At 66.5% G+C, this 24,344-nt stretch carries 22 protein-coding genes; 4 read left to right on the forward strand and 18 right to left on the reverse strand.

Features of this window, described 5'->3' with window-relative positions:
- Positions 1-4 precede the first annotated feature (4 nt).
- The 14 genes from ACYVKL_RS29325 to ACYVKL_RS29390 form a co-directional block, all read right to left on the reverse strand.
- Entirely contained in the window at positions 5-337 is a 333-nt protein-coding gene (locus ACYVKL_RS29325) for a class I SAM-dependent methyltransferase (RefSeq protein WP_379166368.1), read from the reverse strand.
- Positions 334-1,080, reverse strand: a complete 747-nt coding sequence (locus ACYVKL_RS29330) for a thioesterase II family protein (RefSeq protein ID WP_379166369.1) — start codon at positions 1,078-1,080, stop codon at positions 334-336. The genes ACYVKL_RS29325 and ACYVKL_RS29330 overlap by 4 nt, the downstream gene beginning before the upstream one ends.
- Positions 1,077-5,435, reverse strand: a complete 4,359-nt coding sequence (locus ACYVKL_RS29335) for a type I polyketide synthase (RefSeq protein WP_379166370.1) — start codon at positions 5,433-5,435, stop codon at positions 1,077-1,079. The genes ACYVKL_RS29330 and ACYVKL_RS29335 overlap by 4 nt, the downstream gene beginning before the upstream one ends.
- On the reverse strand, positions 5,432-5,701 hold the full coding sequence (locus ACYVKL_RS29340; protein ID WP_379166371.1) for an acyl carrier protein: 270 nt from the start codon (positions 5,699-5,701) through the stop codon (positions 5,432-5,434). The genes ACYVKL_RS29335 and ACYVKL_RS29340 overlap by 4 nt, the downstream gene beginning before the upstream one ends.
- 37 nt (positions 5,702-5,738) lie before the next feature.
- Positions 5,739-7,478 carry a fatty acyl-AMP ligase gene (locus tag ACYVKL_RS29345; RefSeq protein ID WP_379166372.1) on the reverse strand — a complete coding sequence of 580 codons (1,740 nt, stop codon included), beginning with the start codon at positions 7,476-7,478 and terminating at the stop codon, positions 5,739-5,741.
- 745 nt (positions 7,479-8,223) lie between these two features.
- Positions 8,224-8,967: a type 1 glutamine amidotransferase domain-containing protein gene (locus ACYVKL_RS29350; protein ID WP_379166373.1), complete on the reverse strand. Its 744-nt coding sequence runs from the start codon at positions 8,965-8,967 to the stop codon at positions 8,224-8,226.
- 216 nt (positions 8,968-9,183) lie between these two features.
- Positions 9,184-9,969: an SAM-dependent methyltransferase gene (locus tag ACYVKL_RS29355; RefSeq protein WP_379166374.1), complete on the reverse strand. Its 786-nt coding sequence runs from the start codon at positions 9,967-9,969 to the stop codon at positions 9,184-9,186.
- A 117-nt stretch (positions 9,970-10,086) separates the two neighbouring features.
- The gene (locus ACYVKL_RS29360; RefSeq protein ID WP_379166375.1) at positions 10,087-10,743 is read right to left on the reverse strand and encodes a hypothetical protein; all 657 of its coding nucleotides are present in this window, start codon (positions 10,741-10,743) and stop codon (positions 10,087-10,089) included.
- A gap of 266 nt (positions 10,744-11,009) precedes the next feature.
- Positions 11,010-11,918, reverse strand: a complete 909-nt coding sequence (locus ACYVKL_RS29365) for a coiled-coil domain-containing protein (RefSeq protein WP_379166714.1) — start codon at positions 11,916-11,918, stop codon at positions 11,010-11,012.
- 729 nt (positions 11,919-12,647) lie between these two features.
- A complete protein-coding gene (locus ACYVKL_RS29370; RefSeq protein ID WP_379166377.1) occupies positions 12,648-13,019 on the reverse strand; it encodes an SLOG family protein in 372 nt (123 codons plus the stop codon).
- 443 nt (positions 13,020-13,462) lie between these two features.
- Complete coding sequence (locus ACYVKL_RS29375) at positions 13,463-13,942, reverse strand: DUF4265 domain-containing protein (protein WP_379166378.1); 480 nt, start codon at positions 13,940-13,942, stop codon at positions 13,463-13,465.
- A gap of 267 nt (positions 13,943-14,209) precedes the next feature.
- Entirely contained in the window at positions 14,210-14,743 is a 534-nt protein-coding gene (locus tag ACYVKL_RS29380) for a dihydrofolate reductase family protein (RefSeq protein ID WP_379166379.1), read from the reverse strand.
- Positions 14,740-15,669: a helix-turn-helix domain-containing protein gene (locus tag ACYVKL_RS29385; RefSeq protein WP_379166380.1), complete on the reverse strand. Its 930-nt coding sequence runs from the start codon at positions 15,667-15,669 to the stop codon at positions 14,740-14,742. Before ACYVKL_RS29385 ends, ACYVKL_RS29380 begins: the two co-directional genes overlap by 4 nt.
- A 356-nt stretch (positions 15,670-16,025) precedes the next feature.
- The gene (locus ACYVKL_RS29390) at positions 16,026-16,592 is read right to left on the reverse strand and encodes a hypothetical protein (protein WP_379166381.1); all 567 of its coding nucleotides are present in this window, start codon (positions 16,590-16,592) and stop codon (positions 16,026-16,028) included.
- Between the two features lie 643 nt (positions 16,593-17,235).
- Here ACYVKL_RS29390 and ACYVKL_RS29395 point away from each other — a divergent pair.
- Genes ACYVKL_RS29395 through ACYVKL_RS29405 form a run of 3 tightly spaced genes read left to right on the forward strand, consistent with a single transcriptional unit; the run spans position 17,236 to position 19,220 of the window.
- Positions 17,236-17,646, forward strand: coding sequence for a hypothetical protein (locus ACYVKL_RS29395; protein ID WP_122192048.1), 411 nt, complete (start codon positions 17,236-17,238; stop codon positions 17,644-17,646).
- A gap of 15 nt (positions 17,647-17,661) precedes the next feature.
- The gene (locus tag ACYVKL_RS29400) at positions 17,662-18,030 is read left to right on the forward strand and encodes a YciI family protein (RefSeq protein ID WP_354958083.1); all 369 of its coding nucleotides are present in this window, start codon (positions 17,662-17,664) and stop codon (positions 18,028-18,030) included.
- Positions 18,027-19,220 (forward strand): RNA polymerase sigma factor, encoded by a 1,194-nt coding sequence (locus ACYVKL_RS29405; protein ID WP_213555476.1) that lies wholly within the window; start codon positions 18,027-18,029, stop codon positions 19,218-19,220. Before ACYVKL_RS29400 ends, ACYVKL_RS29405 begins: the two co-directional genes overlap by 4 nt.
- A 118-nt stretch (positions 19,221-19,338) precedes the next feature.
- Here the strand turns inward: ACYVKL_RS29405 and ACYVKL_RS29410 are convergent, their stop codons facing one another.
- The gene (locus ACYVKL_RS29410) at positions 19,339-20,619 is read right to left on the reverse strand and encodes an IS256 family transposase (RefSeq protein ID WP_379166383.1); all 1,281 of its coding nucleotides are present in this window, start codon (positions 20,617-20,619) and stop codon (positions 19,339-19,341) included.
- A gap of 134 nt (positions 20,620-20,753) precedes the next feature.
- Between ACYVKL_RS29410 and ACYVKL_RS29415 the strand changes: the two genes are divergently transcribed.
- Positions 20,754-21,137 carry a recombinase family protein gene (locus ACYVKL_RS29415; protein ID WP_379166384.1) on the forward strand — a complete coding sequence of 128 codons (384 nt, stop codon included), beginning with the start codon at positions 20,754-20,756 and terminating at the stop codon, positions 21,135-21,137.
- Positions 21,138-21,233: 96 nt separating this feature from the next.
- On the opposite strand, the gene ACYVKL_RS29420 is transcribed toward ACYVKL_RS29415, so the two are convergent.
- The 3 genes from ACYVKL_RS29420 to ACYVKL_RS29430 all read right to left on the reverse strand — a co-directional run bounded on the left by ACYVKL_RS29420 (position 21,234) and on the right by ACYVKL_RS29430 (position 24,296).
- Entirely contained in the window at positions 21,234-22,160 is a 927-nt protein-coding gene (locus ACYVKL_RS29420) for an SMP-30/gluconolactonase/LRE family protein (RefSeq protein WP_379166385.1), read from the reverse strand.
- A gap of 323 nt (positions 22,161-22,483) precedes the next feature.
- Complete coding sequence (locus ACYVKL_RS29425; protein WP_379166386.1) at positions 22,484-23,677, reverse strand: MFS transporter; 1,194 nt, start codon at positions 23,675-23,677, stop codon at positions 22,484-22,486.
- Between the two features lie 181 nt (positions 23,678-23,858).
- Complete coding sequence (locus ACYVKL_RS29430) at positions 23,859-24,296, reverse strand: hypothetical protein (protein ID WP_379166387.1); 438 nt, start codon at positions 24,294-24,296, stop codon at positions 23,859-23,861.
- Positions 24,297-24,344: the final 48 nt, after the last annotated feature.

A 24,344-nucleotide genomic window follows, 5' to 3' on the forward strand; every position in this document is an offset into this window, starting at 1 on the left:
TCGGTCAGGGTTTGCGGGCCATACCGCCGACTACCAACTGTTCCCACACCGTCAGTTCGGGCTCGTGACCGTCGGCGTCCTCCGCGCGCCACTGGACGCAGGGACGCAGGCCGTCCTCGTCGGGAGCCAGCGTGCCGAAGCAGGCGAGGATCTCGTCGTCGGTGCGGAAGCGACCCCGGCCGAAGGCCTCGAGGATCCTGCTCGCGTCGCCATCGCCTCGCGCGAGGTTCCGGTTCGGAAGTACGTCACCCGGGTTGGTCCGCCGCTGTGGCCGATGTGGCGCTCGCCCCGCTGACCCCGCTGACCCCGCCGGCGCGCGGCGTCCGAAATGCGTCACACCTTTCCGTAGCCACGAAGCAGCGGTCGCAGGTGGTCGAACAGTTCGTCGGGTCGATCGAGGAAGAAATGATCACCGGGCAGGATGCGCACCTCACTGCCGGAGGTGGTGCATTCCTGCCATGCGGTCAGGTCGAGTTCGTCGACCAGCGCATCCGCATCACCGCCGAAGATGTGGATCGGGCACGGCAGCGGAGGCTGCACGTCCTCGCGATCGTCCGCGAACACGCGCAAGTCGTCCCGGATCACCGGCAGCATGCCTGACACCAGCGCCGGGAACTCCAGAATCGGCGCGGGCAACCCGCCCAGTCCGGTGAGTAACCGGATCAACGCCGAGTCGTCGAGAGTGTCGACCGAGGGCAGCGGCGGCGGCAGGTGCGGGGCCGTGCAGCTCGAAACGATCAGCGCCACGGGCAGTGTCGCGCCGCGTGCGTGCCTGCGGCATGCCAGGCGGTAGGCGAGCAGTGCTCCCATGCTGTGGCCGAAGAAGGCGTACGGCTCGGTGGCGTGCTCGTCCAACTGAGCATCCATATCGGCGATCAACGGGCCGAGTTCTTGGAAGCGCGCTTCCCCACGTCGGCGCTCGCGGCCTGGCAGTAGCACCGGCCACACCGATGTGTGCGGACCCAGTGCGCGCTGCCAGGTGCGGTAGCCCGACGCGCCGCCGCCCGCGTGGTGGAAACAGAACAGCCGCAACGACGCCGAGTCCGCGCCTGCCGCCGCGGGTTCGAGGTAGCCGGTCACCCGGCCGTCCGTAGCAGGGCCAGTTCCTCGGCGAGGATCTTCACCGTCGATCGGATCTGTTCCTCGGTGTGGCAGGTGGTGATGAAGAACCGCAGCCGGGTCTTGTCCTCCGGGACGGCCGGATACAGGATCGGGTTGGCGTTGATTCTCCTGCGCAGCAAGGTATTCGACAGTGCCAGCGTTGTCATCGAGTCGCCGACGATGCACGGAATAACGGGGGTGTCGTGGCTGTCGCCGGTGTCGATGCCCGCCTCCTTGGCCAGGGTCAGGAACAATCGGGACGATTCCCGCAATTGCGAGAGCAACGCGGGTTCGGCGCGCAGCTCACGTAGTGCGGCCAGGGAGGCGGCGGCGTTGGCCGGGGTGATGCCGACGCTGTAGACGAATCCGGGGGTGGTGTATTTCAGGAAACGGACCAGTTCGGTGCTGCCTGCGACGTATCCGCCGCATCCGGCCAGTGCCTTGGACATTGTCCCGGACCACAGTTCGACCTCGGCGCGGTCGACACCGAAGTATTCGCCGATGCCGCCGCCGGTCGCACCGAGCACGCCGATGCTGTGTGCTTCGTCGATCATCAGCAGTGCCTGGTGTCGCTTCTTCACCTCGATCAGTGTGGGCAGGTCGGGGATGTCGCCGTCCTGGCTGTAGACGCCCTCGATCACGACCAGCACCCGCCGATAGAGGTGGCGGATATCGGCAAGCATGCGGTCGAGTGCGGTGAAGTCGTTGTGCGGGAAGGGGCGTCGGGTGGCGCCGGAGAGTTTGCAGCCTTGCAGGATGCTGTCGTGGGCGAGGCTGTCGTGGACGATCAGGTCGCCGGGGCCGACGATGTGGCCGATCACGGTGACGTTGGTGGCGTGGCCGCTGGTGAAGGTGATCGCGTCCTCGGTGCCGAGCAGGGCGGCCAGTTCACGCTCCAACTCGGCGTGAATCGTCTTCTCACCCGAGAGCAGGCGGCTAGCCGAGACCGAACTGCCGTACCGTGCCACGGCGTCCTGCACGGCGGCGGTGACGGCCGGGTGCCCGGACATCCCGAGGTAGTTGTAACTCGAGAAGTTGAGCACGTCCGCTCCGCCGATCACCGAGGTGTCGCGGGTGACTCCGTCGTTGACCAGGAAGTAGGGGTTGCTCACCCCGAACTTCTCGGCCATCTCGATCCGGTCGAAAATCGCCCGCACCTCCGGAAGATCCGCGATGCGAAACTCCGGTCGTACGTTCGCGCGCGGCGGTGATTCAGGAGCCGCCGCCACCGTGGAAGGCGAGGCGACGAGCCCGATGACATCGCCGAGGGTGGTCGTGTGCGTGAACCAATCCGGCGCGATGACGAAGCCCGGTAGCCGACGGGACAGACCACCGAACAGATCGGTGATCATGATCGAGTCGAATCCCAGTTCACCGCTGATGGATTGGTCGTCGCTGAGCTTGCTGAGCGGAAACCCGCTGACCCGTGCGGCCTCCGCGCGGACGACGGCCGCGATGTCGGGGCTCGTGCCTCCCCCGTCGAGTTCAGCGATGGCGTGGTGTCGGATCGGCTGCCCTGCCGGTTCGGGGACCTTCCCGGCAGCCGCCAGCAAGGCCGTCTGCTCTCGGAACAGTGCGATCAGTTGGTCCACGGTGGTGTCCTCGATGGTTTGCTCGGGGATGGTTCGATCAGGGGAAAGTTGTTCTGGGGGTGTGGGTTGCTCGAGTGAGGCCGGCGCGAGCCGAAGCCAGAAGCGATTGCTCGTGTCGAACTCGTAGCCGCCGACGCGCTGCCGAATCCGGTCGCCCGGTTCGTACATCGCATCCCAATGGGGGTCAAGTCCATCGCGGTAGAGGCCCGCGACGGTCTCTGTCAGCTCATCACCGGTCGCATGCGGTCCGGGACACGGCACGTACGTCGGGGTCTCCAGGCCTGGATGGACCCTGGCGAGTATGGAGGCGAGCACGCGTTTGGGACCGATCTCGATCAGGTGTGTCGGCTCGGTGGCCAGTGCGGCGGCCGCTGCGTCGGCGAATCGCACGGTGGCCCCGATGTGTTCGACCCAATAGGCAGTGTCCATCGGCTCGCCGGGCTCCAGCAGGCGGCCACGCAATGTCGAGTAGAGCGGAATGTTCGGCGCGTGATAGACGCACTCCTGCGCAATCCTGGCGAACTCGTCCTGCGCGGCCGTCATCAGCGGCGAGTGGAAGGCGTGTGAGACGGTGAGCCGCCGCACCGTCACGCCGCGCTCGGTCAGAATCGCGCCGAGACGGTCGATGGTGTCCACCGCCCCGGAAACCACCACGTCGCGTGGGCCGTTGATCGCGGCGAGCGCGACGTCGGGCTCGCCGGCGATCAGCTCGGCGACCGCGTCGGGCGTGTCACGCACCGCCATCATCGCCCCGTCGCCCGGCAGCCCCTGCATGAGTCGGCCGCGCGCGGCGATCAGCCGGCAGGCGTCGTCGAGGGAAAACACGCCGGCCATAGCAGCCGCTGCGAATTCACCGACACTGTGGCCGAGCAGCCAGGCCGGTTCCACACCGAGTTCGACGAGTGTCCTGGCCAGCGCGTATTCGATCGCGAACAGCGCGGGCTGCGCGAACTCGGTGCGGTGCACGGCCTCGTCGTCGCCGAGCAGCAGTTCGGCCACGGAGCAGTGCAGATGTGTGCGCATAAGCTCGTCGACCTCGGTGAGTGATCGCCGGTACAGCGCGGAGGTCGAGTACAGCGCACGCGACATTCCGGGGTACTGCGCACCTTGCCCGCCGAACATCCAGCCGATCGACAGGCGCTGCGCGACACCGGAATTCGCTTCCAGGACGGCGCCGTCGCCGCGAGAACACTCACGTAGCTCGGTGACCGCGGCGTCCCGATCGCGCACCGCGAGAGACAGCCGGTGTCGGCCGGAGGACTTCACCTGATTGGTCACCCAGCACACCCCGCTCAGCGCACCGGTCGTTGTGGCGAGATATTCGGCCAGCCGAGCGGCATTGCGCCGCAAGCCTTCCCCGCTATTGGACGACAGCGTGAGCACCCCGCCAGAGCCTGCCGCAGGGGCCTGCGGCGACGGTGGAGCGCTCGCCAGCAGCATGTGCGCATTAGTGCCGCCCATGCCGAAGCTCGACACCGCCCCGTGAATCCGGCCCGGCGGCAACGCCATCGGTTCGGCGAGCAGCCGCAGCCCATGCTCGGCCATACGCAGCCGTGCGTTCTCGTCGGCCGTATAGCGTGTGGGCGGAACCACCCGGTGGTGCAGACTCAACGCCACCTTGATCACACCCGCGATCCCGGCCGCCCCCTCGGTGTGGCCGAGGTTGCCCTTGATCGAACCGATCGCGCACCGTTGCTCACGCCGCGCCGCATGCACCGCGCCCAGCGCCTTGACCTCGATCATGTCGCCGAGCACCGTCCCAGTGCCATGCGCCTCGAGGAACGCGACCTGATCGGCAGTCACGCCGGCTCGCTGGCACGCCGTTGCGACAACCTGCTGCTGGGCCCACCGATTCGGCGCGGTGATCCCGTTGCTGCGGCCGTCATTGTTCACCGCACTGCCGGTAATCACCGCGTAGATCGGCAGTCCTTCGGCCCGAGCGTCGGCGAGCCTGCGCAGGACCACCACCGCGACGCCCTCGCCGCGGCCGATGCCGTCGGCCTTGCCGCTGAAGGGCTTACAACGCCCGTCCGGCGCCGAGAGCCCGGCCTGTGTGTAGAAGACATTGAGCGCAGGAGTCACCGCGATATTGACACCCGCGGCGAGCGCCTGATCGCACTCACCTGCGCGCAACGCGGCACACGCCTGATGGACCGCGACCAGCGACGACGAGCACGCGGTGTCGACCGCCATGCTCGGACCCCTCAGATCCAGCTGATAGCTGAGCCGATTAGCGGTCATGAAATACCCATTGCCCGAACCGATTTGCGGAGTGATCCGCGCGTAATCACGCATCTGCACGGCGGCCCATTCGTTGGCCATCACACCGACCCACACACCGGTGTTCGAGCCCGCCTGTCCTCGCGGATCGAGCGTGGCGTCCTCGAACGCCCGCCACGCGGACTGCAACAACAGTCGCTGTTGCGGATCCATCGCCTCCGCCTCACGCGGGGCGATACCGAAGAACTCGTTGTCGAAAGCGTCGACGTCGGTGAGGAATCCGCCGGTGCGGTTGTTGACCTTGCCCGGCCCGCCTGACGGATCGTGGAAGTCATCGGCACTCCAGCGGCGTGCGGGCACCTCGGTGATCGCGTCCTCGCCCGCCATCAGTAACGCCCAAAGCGCCTCGGTGTTCGGGGCCTTCGGAAAGCGGCAGTCGATGCCGACAATGGCGATCTCGCTGTCCGAACTCGGTGTATGGCAGGCGCGAGAGGCCCCGACCGGGCCGTCAAGACGGCTCATGGCGCCATCCCGATCCGGTCGGTGATGTACTGGCCCAGTTCCAGAATGGTCGGGTAGTCGAACACGATCGTCGGATCCACGTCGATGTCCCACTCGAATTCGATTTCGCCACACAGGTTCACCGCCGCCACCGAATCGATGCCCAGTTCGGCGAGCGGGAGGCAGGGGTCGACGTCGAGCGGGGCGCAGCCGAGGTAACCGGCGATCTGCGCGGTGAGCCAGTCCCCGACAACGGAGACATGCCGGGTTGATGCGTACGGTCTCATCTGTGAAATCTCCTGATCGTCTCGATCGCTGAGCCGGTCAATCGGCGATCAGAGCATGGGCGCGTAGCCGCTGGACCGATGTTTCGATCTCCTCGTGCAATACGCCGTCGACGGTGTTGGTCAGAAACGCGGACCGCATCGAATTCCGTTGCACCTTCCCGCTGGTGGTGCGATGGACCGCGCGATGCTCGACGAGCACCACGTTCGGAGCGGGAAGGTCGAAACCGCGCGAAACGGTGGCCTTGATGCGGGCGGATAGATCGGCTATCGGCAGCTCGCCCAGCTGGGCGGTGCGCACACCCTGCACCACCAGCAGGCGCTCCTGACTGTCGGTGTCGATCGACAGCACGATCCCCGGCGCGTCGGCCACCGCATCGTGGGTCGCCCGCACCGCCTCCTCGATGTCGTGTGGATAGAGGTTGCGGCCGTTCACGATGATCAGGTCCTTGAGCCGCCCGGTGATGAACAGTTCGCCGTCGCGGAGCGCTCCGAGATCGCCGGTCCGGAGATACGGTCCCGTGCCCTCGGTCCGCGCGGCGAACGTATCGCGAGTATCGTCCGGCCGATTCCAATAGCCTTGCGTGACACTGGGTCCGCCGATCCAGATCTCGCCGACGTGACCATCGGGCAGCGTCCGCAGCGAGGTCGGATCGACGATCCGGACATCGAGGCCGGTGACCGCCGCGCCGCAGCCCACCAAGCGGATGCCGTTCTCCGCGGCGACGAGCCGGTTGCGCTCCAGCGCTTCACCATCGACGTCGAGGTAGACCATCGGCCCGCCGGGGCGCGCCGCCGTCGCCATCAGAGTGACTTCCGCCATTCCATAGGCCGGGAAGAACGCGTCGGTGGCGAACCCCGCCGGGGCCAACCGCTCGATCACCGCGTCCAGGGTGCTGGCGCGGATCGGTTCGGCACCGGTCAGCGCCAGCCGCAGCGAGGACAGATCGAGTCCCGCCAGCTGTGCATCGCTCACCCGACGGGCGAGCAGGTCATAGGCGAAATTCGGCGCCATCGTGATGGTCGCGCGGTAGCGATCCAGTGCTTCCAGCAGCCGAACGGGGCGCTTCAGGAACGTGATCGGTGACATGTAGACCAGGCTCGCGCCCGCATACAGCGGCTGGAGCAGCATCCCGATCAATCCCATGTCGTGAAAATGCGGCAGCCACCCGACGACGACGTCGGTGTCGCCGACGGCGGCCCGGTCCGCGATGGCCGCCTCGTTGTGCACGAGGTTGGCGTGGGACACCGTCACCCCCTTGGGCTCACTGGTGGAACCCGAGGTGTACTGCAGGAACGCGACAGTCTCACCGGTGATCTCGGGCATGCCCCAGGCATCCGGATCGCCGAGCGGTTCGGCATCGGTCGCCCGCACCTCGACGACATCCGAGCCGCCCAGCCACGCCGCCACGGGCTCGCGGAGTGCGGTTGTGGTGAGAACCAGCCGGGCATCAGCGTCGGCGAGCATTCCGCCGACGCGCTGCATACTGCGCGCGTCGGTCGGCACCGGCGCGGGGACAGCGATGACCCCGGCATACAAGCAGCCGAGAAAGGCGCGCAAGAACTCCGGCCCCGGCGGGTAGAGCAACAACACCGGCCGCCCGGCCGTGGCGTGGCGCGTCAGCCAGTCGGCAAGCGCCCTCGCGTCTCGGTCCAGCTCTCGGTAGCTCGCGACATCCTCGACCAGCTCCCGCCCCGCCTCACGTAGGTAGGTGTATGTCCTTGCGTCGCCGTAGGTTTCGACTTGAGCGCGAACGTATGCAACGAAGTTGGAATCCATCCGGTTGAGCTCCTGACTGGCACGTTTCATTGACCGAGGAAGGCAAGGTCGGGCGGCCCGGGTGCCGGCTCGCCGAGAAGTAGCCGACTCGGTGGGCAACATGGTCGGCGCCGACAGAACGACTCGCGGGATCTTCCGGTCGAGTCGGCGTAACTGGATCGGAGAATGCCCTCCGGGTCAGTGGTGCTGACGCCGACAAACCCTAGGGCAGAAGAAAATCGAGGAGAAACAAACATTTCTTGATAGTTGACAAACTGCGCTTGTTGAGCGCGATCCGGCGGCCCGCGGTGCATGGCAACAGACCTTGCAGCAGAACGAAAGCGCAGTTCAGCGGGGTGTGCGAGGAAACAACCCGCGTTCGCCTCGATCCTCGACAGTTCGAAATATCATCCTGAAGAACGAGACGGATCATCCTCGATGACTAGTCCATACGCGGGGGTGAAACCCGGGTAATCACCGATGCTATTTTCGGTTCTGCCGCCGCTACATTCGGCGCATGCGACACCCGGCATCCGGCTCGCCGGGCCTTGGCGGCGCAGTCCATCCTCGTCGACCCGGCAGCGTGCCGAAGCAGGCGAGGATCACCGCGTCGGCGCGGAATCGACCGCGCCCGAAGGCTTCCAGGATCTTGTTCGCGGTCGCGAGCGCCTCACGCGTGATTCCGGTGCGGAAATGCGAGAGGTAAACCCTGCTGCCGGAAGCGATGCGATCGGCCCAGTACCGCTACGGTGAGCGCGGTCTACGGTCAGTCGAGCAGATCGATGTACTGCCGTGCGAACAGGTACGCATCGCCAGGCCAGCGCGCGGACAAGTAGTTGCCGTCGATCACAGTGAACGCGTGGGTGTCGTCGGTGGCGGTTCCTCGATGGAGCATTTCCGCAGGGCCACGCTCGAATTGGCTGTTGGGCCGAGTCAGCGCGCCGCGTACCTCGTCCTCGACGTAGGCGGGGTAGGTGCGGTAGTAACGACCCCGTCGCCAGGCGGTCAGGTAGTAGGCGCTGCGTTCCATGTACTTGGGAAGGCAGGTGGTGCGGCGGTCGGCCAGCACGCTACGCCCTGTCGCCGCATCCACTGTCCGGGCCAGAACCAACACCCCATGACAGATCGCTCCGACCGGTCGGCCCGTTGACCAGAATCGGCCGACCTGCCGCTGCAGCACCTCGGATCCGAGGTACTGCCGCATGCCGGGTGCGTGGCCGCCCGCCAGCAGCAACCCGTCGAAGTCCGCGGCCTCGAGCTCGGACCACGACACGGTCTCGCGAAACTCGCCGGATTCGGTGAGCTGGCGGTAGAACTCCTTCGGTTCGTCTTCGGCCCCGAGTTGCCCGAACAGAACACCGCTCAGCAACAGCGGGTCTGCCCGCGGGACAACACCTCCGCGCTCGGTGGCGAAAGTGACCTGGTGTCCGGCATCGACGAGCATCCGCCATGGGACCGAGACCTCGGTCACGTCGAAATCGGTGTCGGGCAAGGGCATCAGAATGCGCACGTGAAGACTCTCCCAACGCGATGTCCTCCGCGCCCGTAGGCGCGCCGGGTGTCCGGGGTGCGGTCGGAGCGATCTCGGGTCGCCGTCAGGTTGCGGGGTCGGTCGCCGCGACGGGGTTGTTGCTCGGGCCGCGCAGGGCGGTATGGCCGAGTCGCGCGCCCCAGACACGGCGATGCCTCGGTAGCGGTCGCTACCGAGGCATCGCCGTTGTGGCAGTCAGGGTTTGATGGCCATGCCGCCGACCACCAGCTGTTCCCACACCGTCAGTTCGGGCTGGTTCTCGTCGCCGTTCGCGGTGTGCCATTGGGCGCAGGGACGCAGACCGTCCTCATCGAGCGGGAGTGTGCCGAAGCAGGCGCGGATCTCGTCGTCGGTGCGGAAGCGACCGCGCCCGAAGGCTTCCAGGATCTTGCTCGCGGTCGTCACTGCCTCGCGCGAGGTACCGGTCTGGAAGTGCGAGAGGTAGATTCGGCTGCCGGAGGCGATGCGATCGGCCCAATGCTGGACCACCGAGGTCGGATTCTCTTCGTCATTGACGAAACTCAGCGTCATGGCGAAGAGCAGGCCGACGGGCTCGTCGAAGTCGATCAGCCGCTGCACCTCGGCGTTGGCCTCGATGCCCGCTGGATCGCGAATGTCGGCTTCCAGCACCGCGATTCCGTCGTCCACGGCGAGCAGGGCACGCCCGTGGGCCACAACGAACGGGTCGTCGTCCACGTAGACGACGCGGGCGTCGGGGTGCACCCGGCGCACCACATCGTGCACGTTCTCATCCGTGGGCAGGCCGCAGCCCATATCGATGATCTGCTGGATTCCTGCCTCTGCCATGGCCTTCGCCGCCCTCAGGACGGCGTCGCGGTTGGTGAAGGCCAGCCGCTCGGACCCGGGTAGGTCCTCGATGAAGTAGTCACCGAGATCCTTGTCGACACCGTAACTGTCGCGCCCGCCGAGGACGTAGCTGTATACGCGTGCCACGCTCGGCCGGGACTGCCGTGCTCGCATGGCGTTGATGTTCAAGTGTCACACCCCTCTTTCCTCACCGACGATACCGCTATCCACCAGGAAATCTTGCGCCATATTCGCAAACGGCACCAGGTGTCACACGGGGGCAGTCTCGTGCTATTTCTGGACGGTCGCCGCGGCCGGAGTGGTGGCCGGGTCGGCTGCGGGAGTCGCTGCGACAGTGGTGGTTTGCGGAGCCGTGGTCGCCGCTGCCGTGGTGGTCGGAGCCACCGTGGTAGAGGTGGCGGTGGTCGCCGGATCGGTGGTCGCGGTCGCGGGCGGGGTTGTCGTGGCGGTTGCGGTGGCGGTAATCGGAACCGGGCAGTCGCCACCATGTTGCTCGCCGAGCAGATTGATTTCGGCGTTGCTGCGCGGATCGCCCACATAGTTGATCTTGTCGGTGCATTTGACGTAATGGTCGACGCCACCCTGCACCGGATCGGCCGCGGGCGGCGGCGCGTCACCGGGCGCGGCGTCCTGCGGCTGCTGCGGCGAGTTCGCCCCGGGATTACCGCCGCCGGGGCTGCCGCCACCTTGGTTGCCGCCCGCGGGCTGCCCACCACCCGGACTCCCCACCGGCGCACCGGAACTCGTCGGCATCGGCTTGGTGACACTCACACTGGTCGACGGCTTGGCTGTGGTCGCCGCCGAGGTCTTCGAGTCGCCAGAGGAACATCCCGTCGTCAGCGCGACCGCGGCCGCCACCATCAACACCGCCGCACTCGTACGCTTCCCTAGGCGCACCCGGCCACACCGATCCGCGATCGCGGACATTATTCCTCCCGAATTCACCGCAGCCCCTGCCCCGACACATCCGCTGCGCGACAACACCTCTCGGGGGCGAAGACCCCCGTGCCGACACTAGGAGGCGAATCGACAGATGGCTATCGGCGCAGTGCCCTCAATTTCTCTGCCCCCCGAAACAGGGCTCCGTGGTGTAAGGGCGAGGCGACGTGGAAGCGAGAACTGAATCCGCCGCTCCCTTGGTGGCGGGATGGACGGCTGCCGTCAATCTCGCCACCAAGGGGGGCACGGGGCGCCTATTTGGCAGGCTCGGGCTGCTCGCTTCGGGCGGCGAGGAGAGCATCGAGCTGTTGTTCGGCGCGGGCCGCGCGGGCCAGAGTTTGCGCGCGGGCATCGTCGAGCGCCGCGATGCGGGCCGCCGATTCCTGCTGCGCCTGATCCAGTGCGGCTTTGCCCTCCGCGCGGACCGTGCCGATATCGGCGGCGGCCTGGCGGCGCACTTCGGAGAGTTCGGTCCGGGTGCGGTCGAGGTCGGCACGCGTCTGCTCGAGCACCGCCCAGGTTTCGGTGACCACCTGACTGCGTTCCGCTACTGCGGCTTCCGCGCGTTCGATGGTGCGTTCGGCGTCAGCGGCGCGCTGCACGGCAAGATCACGTTCGGCACTCGCCGCGGTGATCCGCTGCGCCGAATCCCGCCGCACCTGCTCGATCTCGGCCGCCGCCTTCGTCCGCGCCAACTCGATATCCTCGCCGGCCTGCTGTCGAGCCCGTTCGATGTCCTCGCCGGCTTCCCTTCGGACGGTCCGGATCTCGGCCTCCGCCTCGGCGCGCGCCGCGAACACATCGTCGGCCGCCTGCTTGGTCACCCGTGCGACCTCCCCCAACGCGTCATCGCGCGCGGCCATCGCCTCCGCGATCCGCCCCTCGGCTTCCTCCGCCGCGAGCGCCGCGTCCTCGGCCGCGGATTCCGCTGCCGCCCGGGCTTCTTCACTCTCCCGCCGCGCCTGCTCCGCCGCCACCGTGGCCATCTCCGCTTCGGCGATCCGCCGAGCGGCATCCGCCTGCACCGCCTGGACCTGCGCCTCCGCCACCGCCGGATCGGCCAGCGTCGACAACTCCGCCACCGCCGTATTCAACGTCGTCCCCAGCTGTTCGGCGATCGCCCGAAACTGTCCGAGCAGCTCATCTGCCCGCAACCGAGCCACAGTCACCGGCCCCTGTTGCGTCACAGTGACATTGGCGACCGACCCTTCCCCCTCAGCCACCTGCTGCCGCTGCCGCTCCCGCCAAGCCCTCCACCGCGTGTGCTCGGGATGCTCACAGTATTCCGACGGCCGCCCCGGCCCTCCGCCCTTGGTGATCGGTTTCGTACACCCCGGATAGTTGCAAATGCTCGCCACACCGCAAATCGTAGCGTTGGTTTCGTCATTCCCAACGCAACAACACGAAACGAAACCCAAACCGCCCCAAACCAAACCAACTCGCGCTGACCTCCGATAAGTGAACCTTATCGGAGGTCAGGCATCCGCAAACACCTGAAAATCCTTGGATCTATTCCGTTTCCGTTTGGTTGACGCAAACGCTACGAAACGATGACGAATCCCCACAAAAACTGGGCACGCATGTACGCCCGTACCAATCTGGATGTCGGGTCTCACCTAAAGTGGCGGATTCTCAACCAATCTGGCGAAAGCGTGGCGAGTTCTCATCCAACGTCGGGCAGTTCAATGCGACGTACGTGACGGCTGCTGGTGTCGAGCGCCGGGTTCCCTTGGTGTGGCTTCCGGAGGTTCTCGCTTGTCGCGCTCACCACTGTTCGATGCGACAGCACCACCGACAGATCCGCCGTCAGCACCCGCCTCCACATCAGGTGATAGCGCACCGGCAACGTCCCGGCGGACCGTAGGTCAGACGCTCGCTACCCGCCGACCCCGTCAGCACTCAGGCATGATCCCGGACCGGAAGATGCGCGTCGGGATGCCGGCTCGTTGGGCCAAGTCGGCGGTATGGCTGGCACCGGCTGAACCGTCGTGAATGAAGGCCAGACATATGTCGGCACCCAACTTCACCATCTCTGCATTCCGCTGGAAGCCCGCGCGGCGACCGAACCGCTTCCAATCCGCCGGAATCCGTTCAACCTGCCCACCCCAATGAGTCCAGCAGGCCTCACACAGCGCGTCAGCACCGGTCGGACAAGCCCCCGACACGAGAACGGCATCCAGATCCCACACCTCTGCCAACGCATCCCGAATGATGCGCCGATCCCCCCACGACCGCGAGCCGGTCACCAGAACCCGTCTTCCCACGCTGCACAGATCTCCCTCGAACTAGCCGGTTACATTTCGCCGCACACTCTGTCAGCAGGTCCCGACATCCCCCCGCCGGCAACGCCCCGCACCCGAATCCCGGTCCTCGGCTCGTCCGCCGGATCGAAATACTCGCCCACCAGGAAGGCCTCAGTCTCTCCTGCCACCGCTTCGATACACCGAGTTCCGACGCGGGATACAGGAACCACGAACCCAAGCCCTCGATGCCGCTGCCGATCGACATCAGCTCCCGATATTGGGTATCGAAGCGGTCCCCGAGACGAGCTCGAGCCGCGGCCAACTCGGCTTCCGACCGGATCACTCCGCTGCTCTCGTCGTTGAGCAGCAGCACTACAGGGGGTTCCGGTAGTGATCGCCGAAAATCCAACGAGGTTCTCGCAGCTCCTGTAAGGGCGTCGTGATCGATTCGGTGAATGAATTCCTCAGCCCGCTGCGCGCCATTCGTCGGTGACACAGCCTTCCTCGTAGTGCCACCGACCATCCTCCGCGCCTTCAATCACCAACTGCTTCACCGCCTGAATGTCAGCACTGGCCGGCACATGCAGGGCGACCAGGTTGAACCGGGCGAGACCCTCTCCTTCAACCCCCAACGGCGCGAACGCATCCAACACCACTTGTCTCGCCGCAGACTCGCCGCCGCCATCGATCGGAGCGATGCGGATCACGCAGTTGTCGGAGCACTCCACGGCCTCCTTGACCCACAACACACCCTCCTCGTCGGCGGCGACCCGGACAATATCCCCGGATGCGAACCCGCGAACGAAGAACGGAATGTTGTTCAGCTCAACGCAGTCACCGTTGCGTCGGTTCGCCCACATGCTCTCGGTCCTGGCGGGAGGCCACCCGTCCCCGTCTTGCGGCAGCTCGAAAACCACCTTCACCAAATCAACCTCACCGGACACTGACGCCTCCTGACCTGCCATCACCCCGACAGCATGCCAGGGGGTACTCCACAAACTTCACCGACGGATCGCCTGATTGACGAGTGCAGCGAAGCGATCGATACGCACCAGGCCCAACCGTTCTACGCCCGTTGGGCCGACCGGGCTCGCCGAGCGAGCTGCGGTGATCCGTCACCGGCCGACCCGGTTCCGCTGGACCCGGTATTGCCAGACCCGATCGGGAACGCCGCACCCGGAACCGCTGTCGGAATGAATGGGATGGGGGCGTCAGCGCACGACCGAGTAACGCACGCAGGCGAATTCGCCGTTATGAGCGACTTCGGTGGTCTTCAGTTCGAGACGGCGGGGAAGCAGGGGTGCGCCCGCGCCCAGCGTGACGGGGGCGATGGAGACGATGATTTCGTCCAGCAGGCCCTGATCGGCGAATTGGCCGACCAGCTCGCCGCCGCCCATCAGCCAGAGGTCTTTGCCGTCGGCGGCCGCGGCCATCTCCTTGTGTACGACCTCCACCGGCTTCGAGGTCAATCGGACATCGCGGCCGTCGTCGAAGGCCGGGAACTCGCGATGGGTGAACACCCAGGTCGGCATGTTGTAAGGCCAGGGCTCGGTGGAATTCTCATTGATCCATTGATAGGTGCTAGCGCCCATGGCGATCGCGCCCGCACCGGCCGCGAACCGGTTCAGTCCCAGCGGGCCGTCCCAGTCGACCTGCCGAGACAGCAGCCAATCCAGGTTGTGGTCGGGGGTCGCCAGGAAGCCGTCCAGGCTGGTAGCGGTGTGGTAGACGGTCTTGAAGGTCACGTCAATCCTCTCTGGTGTAGCCATTCGATGGGATCGCCGTCTCCGATTTCGGTTCCGGCGATGGATAACTCGGTTCGCAGCCAATGCCGTACGAGATACCTGCGGTGGGTGGAGTAGCTGAGGATGTGGGCGATCACGCTGCCGATGACGAAGCTCTGCGGCGGCTCGCACAGCGCATCGATCAGGGTGTCGTCCCATCCGCCACGCCGGGTGAGATCGCGGATGGTATCCAGCCAACGAACCGCTACGCGCTCATGGCGTTTCACCAATTCCGGGAGAGCGTCGTCGGCGGCCGTCGGGATGTCCTCGCCGTCGATCGCGGCCAGCCACACCTCTTTCGACTCGATGAGATGGGCGAGCACGGTGGCGATGGATTCCTCGGGCCCTCGGAACGACTCCACCAGCAGGCCCGGAAATCGCACCCGCCGGTACTGCGATTCGTCGAGTTGCGTCGCTGTACTGAGGAGTTCGCGGGTGTCGTCGATATCGTGATGGATCAGCAGGGTCGTGGGATCCAGCACGGCCTGTTCTTTCGGCGCACTCGTCACCCACAGCGACATCGGCGGGTGAAAGTGGATGCCATTGCTCGCGGGCAACCACCGTCGGCGTTCGTCCGCGGGAGTCAGGCTCGGCGGATGCCCGAAGGCTGCGCTGAACGCGCGGCTGAAACCCTCCACCGAGTCGTACCCGGCCGCGAACGCGACGTCGGTCACCGACTTACCCGTCGACAGCTCCCATGCCGCCCGCTCCAGCAGCACCCGCCGCTTCAGCGCCACCGGCGGCTCGCCGATACCGCGCGAGAACTGCCGGGTGAAATGGAACGGCGAAACGAAGGCATCAGCCGCCATCGCACCGAGCGTGGTGTTGTTCTCGTCCAACACCGCGTCGAGCAGTTCGCGTAGTCGATCTCGTCCGGTCTTAGCCACGTGACAAGTCTGCCAACGCGGCCCCGAAACCCGCTTGACCGATCTTGCTCAGCCTCCGACTCCACCTCGGCGTGCGGGTCCAGGCCGTACTCACACTGCAAAATGATGCGGTTCCGCCGGGTGCGCCTACAGCTGTTTCGGTCGCGAGGGGAGGGCTCATGGTCGAGGTGGTGGGTCAGCAGCCCGGTTACGGCCTCGTCGACGGCGTTCCAGGGTCCGGCGCGCATAACGGTGCTGTGTGGGTCGAGGGCTTGCCAGCGTCCGCGGCGGCCGGCCGCCGTGAACTGGTGGCGATGCGGCCGAGGCAGTCGCCGCCATCGGCTCTTAAGTCCGGGCCGTCGGGCTACCGACGTAGGTCAACTCGCTTCCAATGGTCGGATCAGGATCGTTTCGACCTCTCGGGGGGCGCCGCCAGCGACATCTACCGAGCACACGGCCTCGAAAGGGTCACCGGAGCGCACTACCGGGTGATCGAGGAACTCCCGCTGCTGACACAACATCGCCGCGCCCGCGGTGCCCAGCGCCGTGCCGCCGGCAAGGATCAGGACGGTTCTCCGCCGGTTGAACGGACTGACGGCGCGGATCACGACTCCGTGATCGGTGCGGATCCGCGCCCCGTCAGCAGTGCGCACCACCGCCCATACCGTGCCAGTCTGTTTGTCGCGAAGGGTCGAACTCCGAGTCGGAGGTTGATCCATACTGCCGTAGCCCACGGTGATCGGGAGGCGTGTCAGCGCGTCCTCGGTCACCGAGTTCGTGCTGGGACCGCCAATCAGGATCAGATCACTACGCCAATCATCGTCGTTCAGCCTGTGTGGTGGCCGCACAACAACTTTCGCAGTGCCCAGCGCACCCGCGGCCTCTTGAAGCGTGATCAGAGCCACCACATCCCCGAGGCCCACCCACTCGCTTCGGTCGATCACCTGAGGATCCCCGGGCCGATGTACTGCCGTGATCACCCGAATCTCACTATTTGCGTATGGTTTCCAGAATCTCCGGGTGCTCCGTGTCCGCCATCGATCGCGGATCTGGCTGGTCGAGAGTCCCACCCCGAACGCGATGATCGCGGCAAGGAGATTGATCCCTAGATCTTGAAGCTGCTGCACGTGTTTCATGGTGGTGCAGCCAGCCACCGAAGTGGCCCGAAATGACCACCGCTCGGATGCCGGCAAGTGGCGGTAATTTCACCGCTTCCAGATGGCGTTGACCGGGGTCAACGGCCAGCGCCACGTACAGCCAGCGGCTACTTGTTCCGCCGCACCCGACCCAGAAGCACAAGGGCCAGGCTCAGAACTACGGCCGCCTGCGCCAAATAGATAGAGGTGTGGTCGACCGAGCTCAGCAAGGCGCTACTGGTCGTCGCCAACCGACCGAGCAATTGTCAAGACCTGTGGATCAAGATCACCTTTTGGGCGTTTCCTCGGTTGTCTGGTCGGGGCGTTCGAGCTTGCTGTTGTCGAACCGTGCGCGGCGCCGCCGCGCACGGTTCGACGACCGAATGTCGAAGACCGTCCGCTGGCTCCGTGGTACCGGCGAAGGAACCATCAACCGAAAGGAACTCTCGTCATGAGTACCTCGATCTCCGACCTAGACTGTCTCGTCGGCACCTGGCGGGTGTCCGGCGGCGCCGACGGCACCACGACGTACGCGTGGCTCGACGGCCGCGCCTTCTTGTCCCAGCGCGTGGACATGGACCACGATGGGCACCACGTCTCCGGACTCGAAGTCATCGGCCACGAACGGCCGTTCGGCGGTGAGGCGAGTGAGGCGGTCACGTCACGCTTCTACTCGAGCGACGGCGAAACGCTCGACTACGAGTACGAACTCGACGGCGACGTGCTGACGATCTGGGGTGGCCGTAAGGGCTCGCCGGCGTACTGCCGGACCACGTTCAGCGCCGACGGCAACATGCTGTCCGGCGCGTGGGTGTGGCCCGGTGGCGGTTACGAGGCGACGATGACGCGCGTCGGTGGATAGCGGGAGGATGGAGCCGTGAAGTACATCCTGCTGGCCTACACCAACACGGCGGACTGGGCGTCGGTCGACTACTCGAGTCCCGAGTTCGCCGCGATGTGCAAGTTCTACGAGGAGCTCGGTGCCGAGCTGACCGAGTCCGGCGAGTTGGTCACGACGATGGGGCTCGCCGATCCGTCGTTGACCTGGACCGTGCGGAAGTCGGCTTCGGGTCCGGTCGCCAGCGACGGGCCGTACGCCGAGGTGAAGGAGGTTCTTGCGAGCTTCTCGGTCGTCGACGTCGACTCCCACGACCGCGCGATGGCAATCGCCGCACGTGTCGCCGACAACACCGGCGACACGGTCGAGGTCCGGCCGCTACCCGACGGACCGCCGGCCGATCTGTGATCGCTCGCGAGATCGAGGACCTGCTGCGCGACCTGGCGCCGCAGGTCCTCGGTGCGCTCGTCCGGCGGTACGGGCACTTCGACCTTGCCGAGGACGCGGTACAGGAGGCATTGCTTGCGGCGACGACACAGTGGCCCCCGTTGCCGGACGAACCACGCACCTGGCTGATCCGGGTGGCCTCGCGGAAATTGATCGACCTGCTGCGCAGCGAGCAGGCCCGCCGTGAGCGGGAGGAAGTGCCGGTTGCACCGTCCGGACCCGTTTCGGCACAGGATGATTCGTTGATACTGCTGTTCATGTGCTGCCATCCCGCGTTGCCGCGCACCGGTCAGATCGCGCTCACCCTGCGCGCGGTCGGCGGCCTCACGACGGGAGAGATCGCCCGCGCGCTGTTCGCGCCCGAAGCGACGATGGGGCAGCGGATCAGCCGCGCCAAGAAGACGATCAAGCAGTCCGGCGTGTCGTTCGCGATGCCGGCCGAGCACGCTGAACGCCTCGACGCCGTGCTGCAGGTGCTGTACCTGATCTTCAACGAGGGCTACACGAGCACCTCGGGGCCGGTGCTTGCGCGGGTCGAATTGTCGACCGAGGCCGTCAGACTCGCCCGGATGCTGCACCGCAGCCTGCCCGGCGACGGCGAAGTTGCCGGCCTGCTCGCGCTGATGCTGCTGACCGACGCCCGCCGTGCCGCGCGGACCGGGCCAGGTGACATGCTGATTCCGATGGCCGAGCAGGACCGGACGTTGTGGGACCGCGCGCAGATCGCCGAAGGAGCTGCGCTGGTAACTGCCGCGATGTCACGAAACAAGCCCGGTCCCTACCAGATTCAGGCAGCGATCGCGGCAGTCCACGACGAGGCGCCGACACCGGACGCGACCGACTGGGAGCAGATTCTCGCGCTCTACACCTTGCTCGACCAGATGTCGGACAATCCGATGGTGACGCTGAATCGTGTTGTCGCCCTGGCGATGGCACGTGGCGTGCCCACCGGGCTCACGTTGCTCGAGCAACTGCGGACCGACCGGATCCTTGCCGAGCATCATCGTTTCGCCGCAGTCGAAGCGCATCTCGCGGAACTCGCAGGCGATCTGGAACTGGCCGCCGAGCAATACCGTTCGGCAGCACACAGGACACTTAGCGAACCCGAGCGGCGCTATCTCGTCACGAAGGCAGCGCGGCTCGAATCATGACCGAATGGATCTGTACCTCGACCCGAGCAGTTCTCAGCCGCGGTCGAGAAAGCGGCGCAGACACGAATTGCGTGATATGCCTGCTGGAGACTTGTCAAATCCTGTGAATGGGTGAGTTTCAGGCGGCCTCCTGCTCGGACGAGTCGGCCGGTCGTTCTTTGAGTTTGCCTCTCTCGAAGGTGGCTCCGGCGCGGACAAGGGCGACCAGGTGTGGGGCGTTGGCTGCGCGCCAGCGGGCCTGAGCGGACTCGATCAGCTTGAACACCATCGTGATGCCGGCGGCCCGCGAGCCCGGCCCCTTGGTGACCTTGCTCCTCAATCGCACTGTCGCGAACGTGGATTCGATCGGATTCGTCGTGCGCAGGTGTACCCAATGGTCGGCCGGGTAGTTGTAGAACTCCAGCAGCACATCGGCGTCGTCGACGACCTTCGCCACGGCTTTGGGGAACTTCGCGCCGTAGTCCTGCTCGAACGCCTTGATCGCCGTGCGGGCCATGTCGGCGTCCTCGGCGTTGAAGATCTCCTTCATCGCCGCGAGCGCGCCCGGATGCGCCGACTTCGGCAGCGCCGCAAGAACATTGCCCTGTTTGTGCCACCAGCAACGCTGCTCCTTCGTGGCGGGGATCACCTCGCGCAGCGCCTTCCAGAACCCCAGCGCGCCGTCGCCGACGGCCAGGACCGGGGCACGCATGCCACGGCGGCGGGCATCGCGCAGCAGATCCGCCCACGACTCACTCGACCCTCGGAACCCGTCGGTCAACGCGACGAGCTCCTTGCGGCCGTCGGCGCGCACCCCGATCATCACCAGTAGGCAGAGTTTCTCCTGCTCCAGGCGTATCTTCAGGTGGATGCCGTCGACCCACAGGTACACGTAGTCCACACTCGACAGATCCCGCTGCCCGAAAGCGCGGGCCTCGTCCTGCCACTGCGCGGTCAACCGGGTGATCGAGGAGGCCGACAGGCCCGCGCCGGTGCTCAGGAACTGCTCGAGCGCGGGCGCGAAGTCACCCGAGGACAATCCGTGCAGGTACAGCAGCGGCAACACCTCGCTCATCTGCGGCGACTTCCGTGCCCACGCCGGCAGGATCGCCGAGGAGAACCGCTTGCGCTCACCGGTTTCGATGTCCGTCCGCTTGTCGTTCACCCGCGGCGCCCTCACCTCGACCGCGCCCGCCCTGGTCACCACGGTCCGCGGCTCGTGGTAACCGTTACGCACCACCAACCGGTGGCCGTTCTCGTCGACCTGGCCGGCGAACTGCTCGACATACGCCGCAACCTCGGCCTGCAACGCCGCCGCCAGCATCTGCCGCGCACCATCACGCACGATCTCATCGAGCAGCGACCGAAACCCGGCCGCACCGCCGTTGGGCTCCTCGCCACCTTGGACTACCTTGAGCATCGGGACGTACCTTCCCACCCGGCGTTGGCGCGCCAGGCTGATCAAAACCGTTGATTTCTAGATCATCCGGGAAGGTACTCCCTCCCCGGTCATCCACAGGTTTTGATCATGGCTCACCGACCAAAGACCAACTGGTGGTGACCAAACTGGACCGGCTCGGCCGCTCTCTCGAGCATCTGATCGAACTGTCCAAGACGCTGCAGGAACGCGGCGTGGACTTGGTGGTCTTCGATCAGGGGATCGATACCTCCACCGCTGTGGGCCGCATGTTCTTCCAAATCCTCGGCGCGATAGCCGAATTCGAGCACGCTCTGATGTCCGAACGCACCCGCGACGGGCTGGCCGCAGCCCGCGCCCGCGGACGCACCGGTGGCCAGAAGCCCAAGTTCGGACCGCGGCAGATGTACGCCGAACTCGACGAACACGGCAAGCGCCGCTACACCGTCGGCCAGATCGCCGCCGAGTTCGGCGTCACGCGACCCACTACCTACCGGCACCTCGACAAGCCAACCTCATAACTTCGCCGCACCGCAGCTGACCAGGCACTACGAGAACTTCGTTGGATTTTCGGCGAATACTACTGGAAGCCTTACAGCGAACCCTTCTGGCCGCCGTCAGTCGGTCTGGACCGGAGTGAGATCGACACCAGCCGGGGGCCGGATGCGACGGAACGTGCCATCGAAGGCGGTGACATACAGGGCCCAGCCGTCACCGTCCGGGCCTATGCGGACCGAGGACGGGCCGGTCCAGCCCCAGGAGATGCCGGTCGCGATCGAACAGGTGGCGCCGGTCGCCGGATCCAGCCGGTCGATCGAACCGCCGATATGCGCTGCTACGTACAGGATTCCGGTCTGGGTCATGGTGAGGTCGTCGTCGCCGGGGGCGATTCCGCCGAGCCGGCCCACGATGGTCCAGTGTCCGGGATCGTCGAGCGGGATGCGGTAGATCTGACCGGTGAACAGGTCGTCGGTGTAGACCGTGGTGCCGTCGGGGCTCAGCGCCAGTCCCTCGGAGCGGGGAAGCGGGCCCCAATTCGGTTGGACCACACCGGTGTCGTGGTGGTAGGCGCTGACGCCGGTCGGCGGACTGTTCTCGGTGCCTATCCAGGTGGTCAGTATGTCCCCGTTCGGCAACCGGAGCAGGCCGTTGCCGCTGAGATCGGTCACGTGGGTCACCGCGCCGGTCGCGGTGTCCAGCGCGTGCACGCCGACGGTGCCATCGGTCATGCCGCCCATGACATACAACGTGCTTCCATCGCGCTGCAACCCGCCCGGTCCGCTGGTGAAATCGTCTCGTACGACAGTGACATTGCCGGCCGAGTCGATGTCGTACAGCTTGTGCTCCAGCGCGGAGACGAAGAACCCGCCGTTCCCGTCGGTTTCGAGATTTTCCGCGTTGCTCAGCCCCTGCGCCAGGGTATCCATCCGCCAGCCGTCGCATTCGGAAGCCGGGGCGGCCTGCGCGACCGTGCTCGACACCATTCCCGCCAGCACCGCAGCCGCCATCCCGGCAGCGCCGAATCCCATGCTCATCGATCGCATACGGCACACGCTAAATGACATTCGTCCTATTCACTTGCGCACGCGGTAACCCAATTCGTGCAGGTGAGAACATCGGACCGTACCCCGGTCCGAAATCCACGCCGCGATGTTGTTACCGCCGTCCTGCCAGCGACGCCACCGCTGGGGCCACCCCGCCCGGCCCGACCGTCGCAGATCTACAGGGTCCTGTTCGGGTTCCTGTTGCTGACGAGGCGAGGGGCGAGCATCGAGCGCGCTCGTCGCCTGCAGCAGGGCCTTCAGGGTGCCGCGCGGAAAGCGCGATTACGAAGGGCGTTCCATGCCTTCACCACCTGAGCCCGGCGTCAGGCGCGGGCCGCACGCTCCGACACGGTGATCGCGGCCGCGACCACGATCGCGCCGGCGGCGATGAGAGTCGTTGCCGCCCAGCCGAACCAGCTCACGGCGGCCGCTCCGAACGCGGTGCCGGCACTGCCGCCGACGAAGTACACCAGCATGTACGCGCTGTTGAAGCGAGCTGTCGCGGCCGGATCGATGGCGAGCACGGCGCTCTGATTGGCGACCTGCGCGGCGAACAGCCCGGCATCGAACAGGCCCAGGCACACCAGTGTGACAACGGTATTCGACAGGCTCGTCGCAAGGATCACGGTCGCGGCGGCCGCGAGCCCGAGCCCGGCCAGGATCACCCGGCGCGCCCCGGCCCGATCGGTCCAGGCCCCAGCGACCCGCGTCGCCACGATGCCGAGCAGTCCGGCGCAGGCGGAAAGCCCGATGCGCTCGGCGGAATACGAGAACGGCGGTTCCGACAGGGCCACCGCCAGTCCGGCCCACACCGCACAGAAGGCGAAGAACCACAACGCACCTCGCCCGGCAGCCAGCCGCAATACCGGGAACCGCGCGTACAGCCCCGGCAGTCCGCGCAGCAGCCCCAGGTAGCTGGTGCCGGCGTCCCCGGTTTCGGCGGGCAGCACCGCGCGCGCCGCGACCGCCACCACCGCGCAGGCCGCCGCCAGCAGAAGCAGCATGCCGCGCCACCCGATGGCATCGGCCAGCCATCCGCCCACGATGCGCCCCAATAGAATTCCCGCCGAGATCCCCGCCGTAACCATGCCCAGCACGGTCGCGCGGCGCGCTGGTTCCGCGAATCGCCCTGCCACCGAACTCAATTGGGCCCCGACCGAGGAGCCGGCCCCGATCACGCCGATGGCGAGGCCCAGCAGCCACGGTGACCCCACCGCCGCCGCCCCGGCCAGCGCGACCCCCAACGCCCAGAACTGCGCCGCCATCACCGTCCGTGGCGGCACCCGATCCACCAGCGGCACCAGCAGCGCGAGCCCGACCATGTACCCCACCGGCCCGCACGCCAACGCTCCCCCGACCTCGGCGAGCGATGCCCCGAACGACCCGGCCACCGCCGCGATGGCCGGCTGCAGCGGATAGATACTGGCAGTCCCCAACGCGGCCGCGACGGCCATGAACCACACCACCGGCGTCCGCAGACCCGTAACCCGTTCAACGACAATCAGTTCCGCTTCCATGCACCCGACGCTACGAACTCCCCACGCGTGCGGCTGGCGAGAATCAGACATCACCGTCGGGGCGAAGCCCATACCGACGGACACCTAATCGCCGGTGGCGGACCGCAGGTCCGGCGCTCACGCTCCGCCAACTTGCTCGAGAACTCACACTCCGGCACCCAGCCGGGAATCCGGTGCTGGGTCAGCGCATGGTCGCGGGCTCGGCCGCCGAAGCGACAGCCGCGATGAGCGCGTCACCGGTATAGGCCACGCCACCGATACCCCACCCGCCGTCGAGCGCGTTGAGGACGTTGACCCAGGTGTTCGCGCGATCGTGGCCCGCGACTGTGAGGGCGTCGACGATATCGGTGGCGGCAGTGACGAACGCGGCCCGGCTGGCGGGGTCGGGCAGGCCGATGTTCGGCAGCTTCAACTCGACCATCACCACCGGCCGGTTGCCGCCACCCGCGTAGATGCGCTCGGGTGCCAGAACATGCACGGTGCCGCCGACGATGGAGGTGAAGAACGCGTTTCCGGTGGCCCCGCTGATATCGATGAGCGCCGTGGTCAGCCGCGGGAGGATTTCGCGCTCGCCGGCGTCAGTGAGCACGCCGCGAGGAGCGGTAACGGTGATGGGCATGATTCTCTCCTACTTTCGGTCTCGCTAGTACGTACGTACTAGCGAGAC

This window comes from Nocardia tengchongensis (genome assembly GCF_054781395.1).